We start from the raw sequence: 15690 nt of genomic DNA, 5'->3' as shown, positions 1-15690 counted from the left end.
TACGGCGACCGGGGGCGCACTCCGGCCCAGGAGCGCACGGACGGGCCGGGGCCTGGGCACTCGGCGCTCGGCCTGGGCCCCCGGATGTCCGTCGGGCTCGGTCCGCCGGGCTGCGCCGGGCTGCGGCGGGACGGAGCCACGGGCACCCCTACTCGACTTCGGCCTCGAGCTCGCCCTCGGTCTCGGTCTCCGGCCGCAGCCGGGCGGCCACCAGCGCTCCGGCGGCCGCCACCACCGCCATCGCCGCGAAGACCGCCAGGAACGCCGCGGGGTGGCTCACCGGGGCGGCGCCCGCGGAGGCGGCCGACGCGGTGCCGGCGGCGGCGATCGAACCGCCGCCGAAGGCCACGAACAGCACCCCGCTGACCCCGACGAAGGTCACGTTGCCCAGCGCGTCGGACATCTGCAGGGAGGAGGAGTTGCTCCCCGCCTCCTCCGGCCGCGACAGCTTCAGCAGCAGCACGCCGCCGCTGGAGATGTTCAGGCCCATCCCGAACCCACCGATCGTCCACGCCGCGGCCACCGTCCAGACCGGCACCGCGTCGATCAGCACCAGCGGCACCAGCAGGATCGCCACCGCCAGCAGCGCCATGCCCAGGCCCATCAACCGCTCGCGGTGCCGGTCCATGCGCGGGCGGCTCTGCACGTACGAGCCGAGCGCCCAGGTCAGGCCGCCGCCGGTGAGCGAGAGCCCGGCGAGGGTGGCGGACAGGCCCCGCTGGGTGACCAACAGCAGCGGGATGAAGCTCTCCGCGGCCACCAGAGCCCCGGCCGCCAGACCTCGCATCAGCACCACCGTCGGCAACCCCCGGGCCGCCCGGAACGTGCCGCGGGGCAGCAGCCGCACGATGGCCGGCACCACCAGCACCAACCCGACCGCGGCCGGCAGCAGCGCGAACCAGCTCGGGTGCTGCCCCGCGTACTGCACCAGCGAGGCGCCCACCGCGACCGCCAGGGCCAGCAGGCAGCGGCGGCTGCCGAGGATCCGCCGGAGGCCGGCGTCCGGCCCCGGTGCACTGCGCGGCAGCTTGCGCAGCGCCGGCAGCATCACCCCGAGCGGCAGGAGTATCAGCACGGGTATGGAGAGGAACACCCAGCGCCAGCCGAACTGTTCGGTCACCGTCCCCGCGACCAACGGGCCGACGATCACCGGCACCACCCAGGCCGCCGAGAACGACGCCATCACCGACGGCCGCAACCGCTCCGGATAGCCGCGGCCGACCACGACGTACAGCGACACCACCGCCAGGCCGCCGCCCAGCCCCTGGACGCCGCGCCCGGCGACGAACATGCCCATGCCCTGCGCCCCACCGGCGACCAACAGCCCCGCGCCGAACGCGGCGATCCCGCTGAACAGCGGCGCCAGCGGACCGCGCCGGTCGCTCCACACGCCGGCGAGCGCCATCGCGAAGAGGCTGGCCGTGAAGAACGCCGAGAAGGCGAAGGCGTAGAGCCCGATGCCGTCGAGGGCCCGGGCCGCCACCGGCATGGCGGTGTTCACCGCGCTCGCCTCGAAGGCGATCAGGGAGACGACGGAGATGATGCCGAGGGTCAGCGCCCGGTGCTCCCGGCCGAGGACGCCGCCGGAGCCGGCCGGGGGCGTGCTGCCGGCCGGGGCGGGAGCGATGGTGCGGCCCGTCGCGACGGGGGCGGCCACGTCCGCGGGGCTCGAAGGGTCAGCGGTCATCGGGCCAGCGTAAGGGCCGTAGGGCAGGTGCGCCCCTGTCCGGAGGCGGGGATCGCCTCGGCCGTCGGTCCTACGCCGCGGGCCGCCCCCGCCGCCCGCCGCGGTGCCCGGGGCACCCGCCCGTCCCGCGCCGTCCGGCAAGCTGTCCGCATGCCCTACTTCCGCACCTACGACGACGCCGAGCTGCACTACCGCGTGCTCGGCCCCGCCGACTCCGCACGGCCGCCCCTGGTGTGCCTGGCCGGCGGCCCCGGGCGGGACGCCGCGTACCTGGCGGACCTGGGAGGGCTGGCCCGGCACCGGCAGCTGATCGTCCCGGACCATCGCGGCACCGGCGCCTCCCCGGCCGCCGCGGACCCCGCGCGGTACGCCTTCCCGCACCTCGCCGCGGACGTCGAGGCGCTCCGCGCCCACCTCGGCCTGGAACGCTTCGCCCTGCTCGGCCACGACGCGGGGGCCACGGTGGCGCAGGCCTACGCGGCGGCCCACCCGGAGCGGCTGACCCGCCTGGTGCTGGTCTGCCCCGGCTCCCGCCTCCAGGGCGAACTCCCCGACGACGCCCAGGAGATCTTCACCTCCCGGATGCACGAGGAGTGGTGGCCGCGGGCCTCGGTGGCGGTCCAGGAGCTGGCCGAGGCGTCCGACCTGGCGCAGGTGCGCGACCTGCTGTACGCAGCGGCGCCGCTGGCCTACGGGCGGTGGGACGAGCCGCAGCGGGCCCATGCGGCCACCGAGGGCGAACAGTTGGGGCCGGTGCCGCGGGCCGGCTTCTGGCAGGGCGTGGACGAGCCGACCCGAGAGGCGCTGCTGGCGGGGCTGCGGCGGGTCGACTGCCCGGTCCTGGTGGTCACCGGCGACCGCGACGGGGTGGTCGGGATGCGCGCCGGCGAACTGGTGGCCGCCGCCTTCCCAAGCGCCGAGGTGCGCCCGCTGCACCTCGTGGGGCACTACCCCTGGGTGGACGAGCCGGACCTCTTCCGCCCACTGGTCGAGGAGTTCCTCCGGGCCTCCTGAGGCCGCCGGACCGGCGCCCGCCGCCCTTTCGTGAACCGCGTGTTGCAGCCTCGTGGCAGTCGCCCCGCCACCCTTGCCCGGCCCCCCACCCGGCGGCCTACAGTCGGGACAGCACCGCACCCCGGCCGTGTGCCCGAGTGGTTTAGGGACTCGCCTGCAAAGCGAGTTACGTGGGTTCGATTCCCGCCACGGCCTCCACTGCCTTCACCAGGCAATTCGTAAGGGTGGCGCCCTCCGAGAGCGCCACCCTTACGCGCGTCCGTCTCGATTCCCGTCTCAGTTGGCCGGCACGAGGGCGCCGGCCGCACCGTCGTCATCGTCCGGCCGGTCCTCCTCGGCCTTCCAGATCAGCCCGTCCACCTGCTTCGCGATGCCGGTCCGCACCTCGTTGACCATGTGCTGATAGCGGGCCGCCATGGCCGTGGTCGACCAGCCCATGAGACCCATGACGGCGCGTTCGGGCACGCCGAGGATGAGAAGCACCGTCGCGGCCGTGTGGCGAGCGTCGTGCAGGCGCCCGTTACGCACCTTCGCTTCGGCCAGCAGCGCCTTCCATGCCGTCCAGTCCTCACGATGGGAGGGGACATGGCCGTACTCGTTGGGGAACACCCAACCGCCCTCCTCCCAGTCCTCCCCTGCCGACTCCCGCTCGGCATCCTGCGCCGTGCGGTGAGCACGCAGCAGGTCCACAAGCTGTTCGGGAAGACCAACCGACCGGCGACCGGCCCGCGACTTGGTGGTGGACGTCTCCGGGTTGGTGCGTCGCTTCTGCGGGCAATACCCGGCGGCCTTCCGTCCGCAGGGCTCCGCGCACCCATGGGCGTACTGCGGCCGATGCCGGCTACGTCGGACCATCAGGAAGCCACCGTCCAGGTCGATGTCCACCCACTTCAGGCCCAGCACTTCCCCCTGCCGCAGCCCGAGTGCGAGGGCGACCGCCCAGCGCGTGGAGTTGCGGTGCCGATCTGCGGCCTTCGGCAACCGACGAGCAGGAAGACTTAAGTACCCCGAGCCGACGAGACTCTGGCACAGCTGGAGATAGAAGCCGTTGACCGGGCGCGGCCCAAATAGCGGCACTGAGATGACCGCCCGAGGCGTAAACCATCCGGCCAGGCTCTGGGCAAGTGAAACCGGCTGAACCGTGGGGCGAATCCGGCCCTATTGCAGCAGGTCTTGGCCCGCTGGATGCCCCCGCTCGTCGCCGGACGGCGTCGCGCGGCCCGTCTCAGCTTCCGTCTCGTGCATCGCCGTACGCGGCCATTCAGGATCGTTCGCCCCATCACTGCAGGCGAAGCCGCCATGCGGGATTGAACGTACGCGAACCCTCATGAATCACGCTCCACTCAGACCGAACAAACCTGTAAAGCTATGGACTTAAGGTTCGATGCACTCCATAGTCTCCGAAGGCAGTCAGCGTGTCAGTAGCTGGCCGTAACCTGATCCCCATACAACTTGAGGGGGATCGATGCCGAGGGTGCCCGAGAGCCGGCGTATTGGACGCATGGCAGTGAATGAGGTGCGTGCTCTGCTCGAGCGGCACGGCCACATCGTGCAGGAGATCGATGGCGGTAACGACCACGGCGAAGATCTACACGTCACCTTCGTCCAGAACGGGCAGCGGACAGAAGATTCCGTAGCCATGCAGGTTAAGGGCGGGGTTTCGACCCGGACCAGGCGCGGGCACCGCGTCCCAGTCGGAGATCATGGAGACAACTGGCGCGATGGCACCCTGCCCGTGCTGTGCGTAGTCCACGATGCCGAGAGGGGCGGCCTCTTCTGGGCCAATGCGACCCGTCAACTTCGTCGAGCCAGGGCGCTACGCAAAACGGCGAAGTCCATCGTCGTCTCCCGGGAGTCAGTACTAACCGACGCGAGCCTCAACACCTTCGTGCAGGACATGCGGCACTACCTGGCTCGGGAACGCGACGGAGTTGGAAGGTGGGCAGACATGGCCGATGTCGAATTCGCCCCGGACGACATCGTCAAACCCTTCGAGAACGAGGTCTACGAACCCATGGTCTTCTGGCAGCGCCGCGGCCAGCCTTACGCGGTCCTGCTCCACCATGATCTTGACTGGGAGCCAGTGCCGATCCAGGAAGGGATGCTCCGCTTCCAGCCGATCCCGTCGGTCGGCCACGTCATCCTCGACATCGCGGAAGCACACTGGCTGATGGGCTGCTTCAAATCCACGGAGTGGTGGCGGCGACCGATCGAGCAGCCCGACTCCGCCTAACCATCGCACGGCGGCACCTCCGCCTATGAGCACCACCCGCAGTGGGGCATCGCCGTCTCAGTTTCCGTCTCGTTCATCGCCGTACGCAGGCGTCCGAAGCTGTCCACATGCACCGGTGCTCACAACGCCTGAACGACTTTGAACGCGCGCGAACCCGCCCGGATCACACTCTGACCAGCACAGACAAACCTGCAAAGCGAGTTACGTGGGTTCGATTCCCGCCACGGCCTCCGTAAGCGCAGTGTCCCGACGGGCAGCGCGCGGGCGCTTCGGCGCTGCCACCTGGAGGCGGCCCCCAGCACCGTGGGGGCCGCCTCCAGGCGCGTCCACACCCCGATCGCCCCCGCCGTGCCTCGTCCCCAGCGGTCCCGGCGTCTTCCGCTTCCCCCGCGTCCCCGGCCTGCCCACTCTTCCCCGCGCATCCCACTCGCCTCCGCCCCCTGGTGACGCCCGCCACCAGTCGTCCCCGCCGGTCACCGCCCGGCGTCGCGCACGGAATCGCGCGCTGGAAATAACGGTAAGTGACGGCACTGACAACACCCGTGACGGAGAGTGAAATCGCAGGTCGGGCGCTGGAGGGAACGGAAGAGGAGCGGGCGGGCGGGCGGACGCGACGAGGGGCGGGCCGCCGTGCGGGCCGGGCGGCCCGCACGGCACGGCGTCCCGCGGGGTCAGTGCGCGGGCATCGGCACGGACCCGTCGCCGCCACCGCGGCGCTGCGACGGCGTCACTGCGTGCCCTGCGCCGACTGCACGGGCTGCGCCACCGCCGCCTGCGGGCGGATCGGCAGGCGGCCGATCGGCCGTCCGGTGGCGGCCCGGACCGCCGATGCCACCGCGGCCGGCGAGGTCACCACCGGCACCGCGCTGGCCGCCTTGGCGCCGAACGGCGCGACCACGTCGCGCTCCTCGACGAGCTTGACGATCCGGATGTCCGGCGCGTCCAGCGCGGTCGGCAGCGCGTAACCGGTCAGGTCGGGGTGGCGGACCTGACCGCGGGTGGTGCGGAGGTTCTCCATCAGCGCGGCGCCCAGGCCCTGGGTGACCCCGGCCTCGATGCGGGCCTGCAGTTGACGCGGGTTGAGCACCCGGCCGACGTCCTGCGCCACGGACATCTCCACCACCCGGACGGTGCCCAGCTCGATGTCCACGTCGGCGACGCAGCGGATGGCGCAGAAGGCGAGGCCGACGAACGCGTCGCCCTGGCCGGTCTCGTCCAGCGGCTCGGTGGGGTGCGGCCGGCACTGGGCGGTGGCCCACAGTTCCTTGCCGTCCAGCGCCTCGGCGACGGTCGTGCTGAGCACCCCGTCGTACGAGGTGATCTTGCCGTCGGTGATCTGGAGCAGCTCGGTGGACATCCCGAACTTGTGGGCCAGCGGCTGCAGGAGCTGGGTGCGGACCATCTTCGCGGCCCGCTCGACGGCGCCGCCGGAGACCCAGGTGTGCCGGCCGTGGCAGGCCCGACCGGCCGGCGGCTGGTCGGTGTCCACGCCCGCGACGTGCACCTCCTCGACGCCCAGGGTCTCCTGGACGATCTGCCGCGCCAACATGGCGAACCCGGAACCGGTCTCCACCGCCGCGCAGATGACGGTGGCCACCGAACCGCTGACCTTCACGGTCGCGGTGGACACCTCGTCGGTGCCCTCCGCGCCCAACATGTGCACCATGCCCAGCGCGTAGCCGACGCCGCGCCGGACCGCGCCCGGCTCCCCCGCGCCCTCGGGGCCGCCCGGCAGCAGCCACTCCGCCTCCGGGGTGTCCTTGGGCAGCTCGGGCAGCGGCGCCTCGGTGACGGCCCGCAGCAGCTCGGCGACGGGGGCGGGGCAGGTGACGGTCTGCCCGGTGGGCAGCAGGTCGCCGGTGGCCATGACGTTGCGCCGACGGATCTCGTCCGGCTCCAGGCCCAGGTGGGCGGCGAGCCGGTCCATCTGCCCCTCGTAGGCGGCGCAGACCTGGAGCGCGCCCTCGCCGCGCATGTGGCCGGACGGCGGGTTGTTGGTGCGCACCGCCCAGCCCTCGACGACGGCGTGCGGGACGACGTACGGGCCGCAGGCGAACGACACCGCGGCGGCCAGCGCCTCGGCGGAGGTGTCCGCGTAGGCCCCGGCGTCCATCAGGATCTGCGCCTCCACCTTCACCAACTTGCCGTCGCCGTCCGCGTGGTGGCGGTAGCGCAGCAGCGTCGGGTGCCGGTGGGCGTGCGTGAGGAAGGACTCCTCACGGGTGGCGGCCAGCTTCACCGGGCACCCCGTGCGCAGTGCCAACAGGCCCAGGGACAGCTGGGTGCTGGGGTCCTCGCGGTCGGCGGTGGCACCGGGCACGCCGGTCACCACGACCTTGACCTGCGCCGGATCCAGGCCGAAGGAGGCCGCGGCCAGATCGCGGTCGCCGTGCGGGTCGGTGGAGGCGGTGTAGATCTCCACCCCGCCGTCCGGCCGCGGCACCGCCAGGCCGGCCTCGGCCCCGATGGGCGCCGGATCCTGGCGGCCGATCCGGTAGAAGCCCTCGACCATCACCTCGCCGACCGCCTCCGCGTCGCCGAAGCGCAGCGGGATGTGCCGGATGAGGTTGCCGTCGGGGTGCAGCGGCTCGGCCTCGAAGGCGTGTTGGGGGTCGGTGACGGCCTCCAGGACCTCGTACTCGACCACGATGGCGGCGGCGGCCAACCGGGCCGTGTCGGGGTGGTCGGCGGCCACTGCGGCGATCGGCTCGCCGTGGTGGCGGACCTCGTCCCTGGCGAACACCGGGCGATCGGCGACGCCTCGGCCGTGCCCCTTGTCGCCGGGCACGTCCTCGTGCGTGACGACGGCGCGCACGCCCGGCATCTCGGTGGCGTGCCGGACGTCCACGGACCGGATCCGCGCCCGGGGGTGCGGGGAGCGCAGCACCGCCGCCCACAACAGCCCCTCGGCCCACAGGTCGGCGGCGTACGGGAAGGTGCCCTCGGTCTTGGCCGGCGCCTCGGCCGGCGTCAGGGAGACGCCCAGCCCGTGCGGCGGCGGCTCTTCGGGGATCTGGACGCCCGCGGGGGGCGTCGCGGTGACGGCGGCGCCGTCGGTCGTACCGCTCATGCCGAGACCTCGCTCCGCTCACCCGCGCACGCGCGAGACGCGCACCTGTTGACGACTCCGCCCCGGCCTTCGGCCCCCGGGACCCGGACCCCCGTGCTGCGCTCGTTCATCCAGCGCCTCCCGGCTGCGGATCCTGGTGGTGCGGTGCCCCGTCCATCGGGTCGGCGGGCCCCGCCTGGTGGGGGATGCGGGCGGTCGCGGTCGGTGCCTCCGCACCCGCGGACGGTTCGACGACCTCGGTACGGGACTTCACGACCTCGGCTACGGCGTCCAGGACGCCGCGGTACCCCGAGCAGCGGCAGAGGTTGCCGCAGAGCGCCTTGCGGGTCTCCAGCTCCGTGGGGGCGTGGTTGCCCTCCAGGAGGTCGTGCACGGTCATCGCCATGCCCGGTACGCAGAAGCCGCACTGCACGGCCCCCGAGGCGGCGAGCGCCTGTTGGACGTCGGACGGCACGCCGTGCTGCGCCAGGCCCTCGACGGTGCGGACCTCGCTGCCGGCCGCGGTGGCGGCGGGCACCAGGCAGGAGGCGACCAGCCGCCCGTCCACCTGGACCGAGCAGGCCCCGCACTCCCCCTGGGAGCAGCCGTCCTTGGCGCCGGCCAGGCCGAGCCGCTCGCGCAGCACGTACAGCAGCGACTCGCCGATCCAGGCGTCGGTGACCGGCCGGTCGGCGCCGTTGACGCGCAGCACGTAGGAGGCGGAGGGGTGTTCGTCGTGGTGGTCGAGGACGGCGGGGGCGTCCGGCGCGGCCTCGACGTCGGCGGCGGCCGGTTCGGGCGCGGCGGTCGCCGCGGCCTCCTCGGCCGGGTGGACGTCCGGGTCGGTCGGCGCGGCGGCCTCGGCGGGCACCGGCTCGACGGGCGCGGCGGCGTCCGCGGCGGGCTCCACCGGGTGGCCGGCGTCCGCGGCCTCCGCGGGGTGCGGAGCGGGCGCGACGGGCTCCTGGGCGGCGCCGGGCGGCTCCGCCATCGGCGGCGCAGCGGCCGGGGCCTCGGGGGCCACGGGCGCCCCGTGCTCGGCGGGGACGCGCTCCTCGACCGGTGCGGCGGGTGCGGTGCCGGGGTCGGCGACTGGGTCGGCGACGGCGGCGCCGTGACCGGCGTCGAGGACGAACTCGCCCGTGGTGTCGGACTGTTCGCCCTCCACCACCGGGACCGACCACGCTTCGGCGCCGCCCGGGGCGGGCACCTCGGCGGCATCCTGGCCGGCGGTCACGTCCTCGTGGTGGGTCGGGTGCTCGGCCGGCGGCCACTGGGCCAGCGCGTCGGCGGGCAGCGACCAGTGGCCGGTCGCCCCGCCCGGGGCGGTCCCCGCGGGGCCCTGCGCGTACGGGTCGGCGGCGGGTGCCGGGAACGGCTCGGCCGCGCCCGGGTCGACGGCGCCGCCCGGCTCGACGGTCCCGGTGTGCCCGTTGGTGGCGTTGAGGCCGGCGGCGAAGTTCCAGTGGCCGGTGGCGCCCGTCTGAACGGGGCCGGTCGCGCCGGCGCCCTCGTAGCCGTCGGGGTAGCCACCGTCCTGATAGGGCGCGGCGGTTGCGTGTCCGGGCAGCTGCTCGTCGCCGACCAGGTACTCGCCGGACTCCTCCAGGGTGTCGTCGGCCGCCGGGACGGTCCAGGCGCCGCCGGCCGCCTCCGGGCTGCCGGCGACCGGCCAGTGCACCTGCTCGCCGGGCCATGCCTGGGCGTTCTCGGGCGGGTTGGCGTGGTAGCCGGCGGACGGGTCCGGGTGCGGTGCGCTCGCGTGCGCTCCCGTGGCGCCGTAGCCCGCGGCGGGGTCGGCGTAGCCGGCCGACGGGTCGGCGAACGGCATCGTCCACTGCCCGGTCGCCGCCGGGTCGGTGCCCGCCCCCGGTACGGGGGGCGTGGTGGAGTGCGCGGGGAACGAGGCCGGCGGGGTGTAGCCGTGCCCGGGGGCGGCCAGCGGGTCCGCGCCGGGCGTGCGGTAATCGGCGCCGTACGCGCCGGTGGTGAAGCCTTCGGGGAGTTGGACGAAGGCGGTGGCCTCCGACTCGTACTCGCCGCCCGGCGGCAGCGGCTGCCACCCCTGCTCGGGGTGCGGCTGCTGCGGGTGACGGTGGTCTTCGTTGCTCACGAGAGCGCCCTCCCAAGTGCGCGGCGGGCCAGGGCCGCCACCGTACGGCGCAGGTGCAGCGCGGCCGGTGGCAGGGTCGCCGGTTCGGAGCCGTCCTGCGGCGGCGCCGGGTCGGGGATGCAGGCGGCGGCCACGTAGTCGCCGAAGGCGGCCAGCGCCTCGGGCACCAGGCCGCGTTCGCCGTCCCAGTCGATGAGGGAGGCCACCCACTGCTCGGCCTCCAGGGGGCGCAGCGGCATGGCGGCGACCGCGCCGACCGCGCAACGCACCGAGCGCCGGGCCGGGTCCAGGACGAGCGCGACGGAGGCGGTGGCGCGGCCGGGGCCGGTGCGCCCGGTGGCCTTGAGGAAGGTCTGGGGGGCGTGCAGCAGCGGCACCCGGACGAAGCCGACGAGTTCGCCGGGGTTCAGCATCTCGCGGCCGGTGAGCAGGTGGCTGACCGGGATCTCGCGGCGGGCTCCCCCGGGGCCGGCGATGACCACGGTGGCTTCCAGGGCGGCCAGCACCGGGAGGGTGTCGCCGGTCGGGGCGCAACTGACGATGTTGCCGCCCAGGGTCCCGGCGTTGCGGATCTGCGGCGGGCCGGCGGCGCGGGCCGCCGCGGCCAGGCCCGGGATCAGGGCGGCGAAGTCGGGGCGTCCCATCCGGGCGAGGGTGAGGCCGGCGCCGAGCAGCGCATGGCCGTCCAGGTACTGCCAGCCGCGGATCTCGCTGATCCGGCCGAGGCCCACCAGGCCGGCCGGTCTGAGGAGTCCGGCGTTGACCGCCGCCATGAGGTCCGTGCCGCCCGCCACCGGCACGGCGGCGGGCATGGCGGTCAGTGCCGCCACCGCCTCGTCGAGCGAGGCCGGCAACGTCACCGATGGCGACGCGTGCGGTGCGTGCGTGGTCAACCCAGCTGCCCCTTCCCCGGTGTCCCGGCAGTTCCGCTCCGCCGTACGGTACGTGCTCACGGCCCGGACGTGGCAACTCTGGCACATCTTCGCGGGCCCGGTACGCGCGAGGGTCCGCGAAGCGGTGTTCCGTCCTCGAAGAGGGCGCTGGTCCGGTTTCGTCCGGCGGTTGCGGTCACCCCACACCACCGTTCCAGGGTCCGGCCGGACGAGCGCCCCGCTTGCACGGCGGCTCACACGTTCGGGGGCGCCCCCTCGAAGGGTCGTCCGAGGATGCCGGGGCGCTTCTGCCAGGGGTGGGGGCCGCCGGGCGGGCGGTAGCCGACGCCGAGGGCGTCGAGGCGGGCGTAGTGGTGGGTCATCCGGCGGGTGAAGTCCTGGTAGTCGCGGAGCTTCGGGGCGGGCAGCCGGGACCAGGCGACCTCGGCGAGCGCGACCAGCCGCGGGAAGACCTGGTAGTCCCGGCGCTGCTGACTGTCCATCCCCTCGGCCCAGGCGTTGGCCTGGGTGCCGATGACCCGGGCGGCCTGGTCGTCCGTCAGGTCCGGCGGCACCGGTTCGAAGCGGTAGACGTCCTCCAGGGTCCGCACGTAGCCGATCGGCACCGGCTCGTCGGGGGAGGCGTCCTGACGGTGGTCCAGGTACACCTGCTGCTCGGGGCACATGACGACGTCGTGGCCGGCCTTGGCCGCGGCGATGCCGCCCGCGTACCCGCGCCAGGAGGAGACCGTCGCCCCCTCGGCCAGTCCGCCCTCCAGGATCTCGTCCCAGCCGACGAGCCGTCGGCCGCGCTCGGTGAGCCAGCGGTCGAAGTGGTGGATGAACCAGCTCTGCAGGCCGTCCTCGCCGTCCAGGGACAACTCGGCGATCCGGGCCTGGGCGGTGGGCGACGCCCGCCACTGGTCCTTGGGGCACTCGTCGCCGCCGAGGTGCACGAACCGCGACGGGAAGAGGCCGAGCACCTCCTCCAGCACGTTCTCGTAGAAGCGCAGGGTGGTGTCGGTGGGGGCCAGGACGTTGGGGTTGACGCCCCAGGTGTCCCAGACCTTCAGCGCGGCGGTGTCGACGACGTCGGCGTTGCCGAGTTCCGGGTACGCCGCGATCGCGGCCTGCGAGTGCCCGGGGACGTCGATCTCGGGCACGACGGTGATCTGTCGCTCGGCGGCGTAGGCGACGATCTCGCGGATGTCGTCCTGGGTGTAGTAGCCGCCGTGCGGGCGCGGGTCCCACAGCGGCGAGTCGCGGTGGCCGAGTTTGCTGCGCTCGCGCCAGGCGCCGGTCGCGGTCAGCTCCGGGTAGCGGAGGATCTCGATCCGCCAGCCCTGGTCGTCGGTGAGGTGGAAGTGCAGGACGTTCAGCTTGTGCGCGGCCATCAGGTCGAGATAGCGCAGCACCCCCTCCTTGGGCAGGAAGTGCCGGGCGACGTCCAGCATCAGGCCGCGCCAGCCGAAGCGGGGGGCGTCCTCGACGGTCTGTTCCGGCAGGCCGGGGGCGCGCTCCGGGGCGAGCGGGGCGCGGCGGAAGGCGGCGGGCCCCAGGAGCTGACGGAGCGTCTGCGCGCCCCAGAAGACGCCGGCCGGGCCGCCGCCGGTGAGGCGCACGCCCCAGCGGGCGTCGGCTTCCAGCCGGTAGCCCTCCGCCGGGAGGGCCGGGTCGAGGGCGAGCGCCAGGGTGTCCGGGGCCTCGGCGGAGCCGGGCGGCAGCGGCAGGGCGAAGGCGGCGCCGAGGGTGGCGCGCAGCCAGCGGGCGGTGGCCTCGGTGCCGGGGGCGGCGGCCAGCGCGGTGTGCGCGCCGAGCCGTACGGTCCGGGGGCGGGCCCCGGCGTCGCCCAGGTCGTGGCTCAGCGGCGCCGGGATCAGACCCGTATGGGCAGCGGTCTCCAGATCTGTCACGACGTCAGTCTTCACCGTGCCGCCGCGGAGGGAAACCCTTGCCCGCCGGCCCTCAAGAGACCGGTGCGCCGGTGGGTCCCGACGGTGCGGGTACGGCGACGGGCCCGGGCCCGTCAGGGACCCGGGCCCGTGCGGACCCCGGGCGCGGAGCGGGGCGCCGCGGCGGCGCGCCCAGCGGGCGGGCGCCGCGGCGGGCGGCTACTTCTTGCCGCCGCCGTCCTTGTCCTTGTCGCCACCGGCGCCCATGGACTCGAAGATCTCCTTGCACAGCGGACAGACCGGGTACTTCTTCGGGTCGCGGCCCGGGACCCAGACCTTGCCGCAGAGCGCCACGACGGGCGTGCCGTCGAGCGCGCTCGCCATGATCTTGTCCTTCTGGACGTAGTGGGCGAAGCGCTCGTGGTCGCCGTCGCCGTGCGACACCTGTGGTGTCGGCTCTACGAGGGTCCCCGTACCTGCCCCGCGCTCGGGCTCAAGAGTGCTCATAACTGCCAAGGGTACTCACGCGCGGCGCGGGTCGGGAGCGTCGGCCCGTCACCAGATGCACCACCAGTGCCAGGGTCGCCACGCCGGCCGCCGCCCAGGGCAGCGCGTCCGGCGCCACCCCCGCCGCCAGGGCCAGCCCGCCGAGCGCCGAGCCGACCGCACTGCCCAGGTAGAGCGCCGAGTTGTTCAGCGCGAGGGCGACGGTGCCGCGCTGCGCGCTCGCCCGGAGCAGCCGGTGCTGCTGCGGCACCTGGAACGCCCAGCCGGCCGCGCCCCAGGCCAGCAGGGCGAGGACCGCACCGGGCAGCGCCACCGCAGCCAGGGTCGGCAGCAGGGCCTGGGCCACGGCGACCACCAGCAGGAGCGCGCCGGCCAGCATCCGTACCCGTCCGGTCCGGTCCACCAACGGCCCGGACAGCACGCTGCCCAGCACGCCGCCGGCGCCCCAGGCCCACAGGTACGGGGCGACCTCGTGGACGCCGCCGGCCGCGGCCAGCACCGGTGCCAGGTAGGTGTAGAGGCCGAGGCTGGCCACCGCGGCGAGGAAGGACACCGCGACCACCGGCGCCACCGCGCGGTCGGCGAGGGCCGTGAGTCGGGCCCGCACCGGGACGGCGGGCCCCGCGGGCACCTGCGGCAGCAGCGCGGCCAGCCCGCCCAGCGCCACCGCGCCCAGTGCGGTGACCAGCCAGAGCGTGGCCCGCCAGCCGGCGTGCTCGGCCAGCAGCACCCCGATCGGGACGCCCAGCACGGTGCCCGCGCTCATCCCGCCCATCACCAGGGCCAGCGCCCGCCCGCGCTTCTCCTCGGGGACGAGCGCGGCGGCGGCCGCGGTGGACAGCGCCGAGTAGACGCCCGCGCCGGCCCCCGCGACGATCCGGGCGCCGAGCAGCAGGCCCAGCGACGGCGCCAGCGCGGTCAACGCGTTGCCGACGGTGAAGACGGCCAGCGCGGCCAGGATCAGCAGCCGGGGCCGCGCGCCGGAGAGCAGCCCGGCGACCAGCGGCGCGGAGATCGCGTAGGCCAGCGTGAAGGCGGTCACCAGTTGGCCCGCGAGGGACACCCGGGTGCCGACGTCCGCGGCGAGGACCGGCAGCAACCCCGCCATCACGTACGCGTCCAGGCCGAGGGCGAACGCCCCCAGCGTCAGTAGCCAGACCTTGCGCACCGCGCTCAACTCCCCTGGTGGTCCGGGGGTCCGGGGACCGTCCCCGGGCCCGGAGCGGACCGCCACGGGGAAACGTAGGCAGTCTCCGGATGGCCCGGGAAATGCCCGCACGGAGCACTTATGCTGGGGCCGCATGAATGGTGACCGCGGCATCCGGGACGACGCCGACGCCCCGGCCGGACCGGCCGAAGACGGCGACGACCCCGTCGCCCACGACCCCGACCAGCTGGCCGACCCGGTCCTCGACGGGGTCGAACTGCGCCACCTGCGGGGCTTCCTGGCCGTCGCGGAGGAGCGCAGCTTCACCCACGCCGCGGACCGGCTGCGCACCGGCCAGCCGGCGCTGACCCGCGCCGTGCGGGCCCTGGAAGCCGCGCTCGGCGTGCGGCTGCTGGACCGGACCACCCGCCGGGTCGCCCTCACCGACGCCGGCCGCCGCCTCTACGCCGACCTCGCCCCCCTGCTCCCCCGGCTCGCCGCCGCACTGCGCTCGCCCACCGGGCCGGGGACGCTGCGACTGGGCTTCACCTCGCTGCTGCCGGCCGCCGGCCGCACGCTGATCGCGGAGTTCAAGGCGGCGACCGGCGCCAAGGTCCGGCTCGTCCGCCGGGACACCCCACTGGCCGGACTGGAGACCGGGGAGTCGGACGTGGCGGTGCTCCGCGGCGACGTGCCGCCGGACGCCGGGCTGCGCACCGCGCTGCTCTTCCAGGAACCGCGGGTCGCCGCCGTGCCGCGCGCCGCCGCCCCGGGGAGCCTGGCCCGCCGGCGGGTGCTGGACTGGGCCGAACTCGCCGAGCTGCCGCTGGTGGTCAACACCGTCACCGGCACCACCCGGCCCGAGCTGTGGCCCGAAGGCCGACGCCCCCGACTCGCCTGCACCGCGGGCAACTTCGACGAGTGGCTGGAGGCGGTCGCGGCCGGTCACGGGGTCGGCGTGGCCCCGGAGGGAGTGGCCGAGCGCCACCCCCACCCCCAGATCCGCTACGTCCGCCTGAAGAACGCCCCGCCGGTGCCCGTGCACCTCGCCCTACCGGCCCGCGACGCCGAGCCGCTCGCCGAGCGCTTCTTCACCCTGGGCGGGCGGCACCGGGGCTGACGGCCGGCGCGGGCACCGCTCGCCCTCGGGGATCCGCCGCCGCGCCCCGCGGCGCG

The 15690-nt window shown here is 74.8% G+C and carries 10 protein-coding genes, 1 tRNA gene and 1 pseudogene; 4 read left to right on the top strand and 8 right to left on the bottom strand.

Annotated elements, in window-relative coordinates; genetic code table 11:
• Positions 1-148 precede the first annotated feature (148 nt).
• On the bottom strand, positions 149-1687 hold the full coding sequence (locus ABD385_RS25795) for an MFS transporter (protein WP_344580333.1): 1539 nt from the start codon (positions 1685-1687) through the stop codon (positions 149-151).
• Positions 1688-1837: 150 nt separating this feature from the next.
• Between ABD385_RS25795 and ABD385_RS25790 the strand changes: the two genes are divergently transcribed.
• Positions 1838-2701 carry an alpha/beta fold hydrolase gene (locus ABD385_RS25790; protein WP_344580331.1) on the top strand — a complete coding sequence of 288 codons (864 nt, stop codon included), beginning with the start codon at positions 1838-1840 and terminating at the stop codon, positions 2699-2701.
• Between the two features lie 123 nt (positions 2702-2824).
• Positions 2825-2899 (top strand) — tRNA-Cys (locus ABD385_RS25785).
• A gap of 78 nt (positions 2900-2977) precedes the next feature.
• Here the strand turns inward: ABD385_RS25785 and ABD385_RS25780 are convergent.
• Positions 2978-3688: pseudogene (locus tag ABD385_RS25780) on the bottom strand (site-specific integrase); the annotation flags it as partial.
• A gap of 514 nt (positions 3689-4202) precedes the next feature.
• On the opposite strand from ABD385_RS25780, the gene ABD385_RS25775 reads away from it, so the two are divergent.
• Positions 4203-4934: a DUF4365 domain-containing protein gene (locus ABD385_RS25775; RefSeq protein ID WP_344580329.1), complete on the top strand. Its 732-nt coding sequence runs from the start codon at positions 4203-4205 to the stop codon at positions 4932-4934.
• Between the two features lie 727 nt (positions 4935-5661).
• On the opposite strand, the gene ABD385_RS25770 is transcribed toward ABD385_RS25775, so the two are convergent.
• From ABD385_RS25770 to ABD385_RS25745, 6 genes are all read right to left on the bottom strand, one after another.
• Positions 5662-8004 (bottom strand): xanthine dehydrogenase family protein molybdopterin-binding subunit, encoded by a 2343-nt coding sequence (locus tag ABD385_RS25770; protein WP_344580327.1) that lies wholly within the window; start codon positions 8002-8004, stop codon positions 5662-5664.
• 106 nt (positions 8005-8110) lie between these two features.
• Positions 8111-10096: a 2Fe-2S iron-sulfur cluster-binding protein gene (locus tag ABD385_RS25765; protein ID WP_344580324.1), complete on the bottom strand. Its 1986-nt coding sequence runs from the start codon at positions 10094-10096 to the stop codon at positions 8111-8113.
• On the bottom strand, positions 10093-10989 hold the full coding sequence (locus tag ABD385_RS25760; RefSeq protein WP_344580321.1) for an FAD binding domain-containing protein: 897 nt from the start codon (positions 10987-10989) through the stop codon (positions 10093-10095). The genes ABD385_RS25765 and ABD385_RS25760 overlap by 4 nt, the downstream gene beginning before the upstream one ends.
• A 233-nt stretch (positions 10990-11222) precedes the next feature.
• Positions 11223-12881 (bottom strand): beta-N-acetylhexosaminidase, encoded by a 1659-nt coding sequence (locus ABD385_RS25755; protein ID WP_344580318.1) that lies wholly within the window; start codon positions 12879-12881, stop codon positions 11223-11225.
• 198 nt (positions 12882-13079) lie between these two features.
• Positions 13080-13367, bottom strand: coding sequence for a DUF3039 domain-containing protein (locus tag ABD385_RS25750; protein WP_078487141.1), 288 nt, complete (start codon positions 13365-13367; stop codon positions 13080-13082).
• Positions 13354-14535 (bottom strand): MFS transporter, encoded by a 1182-nt coding sequence (locus tag ABD385_RS25745; protein ID WP_344580315.1) that lies wholly within the window; start codon positions 14533-14535, stop codon positions 13354-13356. Before ABD385_RS25745 ends, ABD385_RS25750 begins: the two co-directional genes overlap by 14 nt.
• A 133-nt stretch (positions 14536-14668) precedes the next feature.
• Between ABD385_RS25745 and ABD385_RS25740 the strand changes: the two genes are divergently transcribed.
• Positions 14669-15634 carry a LysR family transcriptional regulator gene (locus ABD385_RS25740; RefSeq protein ID WP_344580313.1) on the top strand — a complete coding sequence of 322 codons (966 nt, stop codon included), beginning with the start codon at positions 14669-14671 and terminating at the stop codon, positions 15632-15634.
• Positions 15635-15690 lie beyond the last annotated feature (56 nt).

The sequence above is a fragment of the Streptomyces lunalinharesii genome (assembly GCF_039532155.1).
GTDB lineage: Bacteria > Actinomycetota > Actinomycetes > Streptomycetales > Streptomycetaceae > Streptomyces > Streptomyces lunalinharesii.
This window is presented reverse-complemented; position numbering and strand designations above follow the sequence as displayed.

Excerpts from the sequence above, each read along its gene's own strand:
- ABD385_RS25740 (WP_344580313.1), top strand. The coding sequence starts at position 14,669 with ATGAATGGTGACCGCGGCATCCGGGACGACGCCGACGCCCCGGCCGGA.
- ABD385_RS25750 (WP_078487141.1), bottom strand. The coding sequence starts at position 13,367 with ATGAGCACTCTTGAGCCCGAGCGCGGGGCAGGTACGGGGACCCTCGTA.
- ABD385_RS25795 (WP_344580333.1), bottom strand. The coding sequence starts at position 1,687 with ATGACCGCTGACCCTTCGAGCCCCGCGGACGTGGCCGCCCCCGTCGCG.
- ABD385_RS25790 (WP_344580331.1), top strand. The coding sequence starts at position 1,838 with ATGCCCTACTTCCGCACCTACGACGACGCCGAGCTGCACTACCGCGTG.
- ABD385_RS25775 (WP_344580329.1), top strand. The coding sequence starts at position 4,203 with ATGGCAGTGAATGAGGTGCGTGCTCTGCTCGAGCGGCACGGCCACATC.
- ABD385_RS25770 (WP_344580327.1), bottom strand. The coding sequence starts at position 8,004 with ATGAGCGGTACGACCGACGGCGCCGCCGTCACCGCGACGCCCCCCGCG.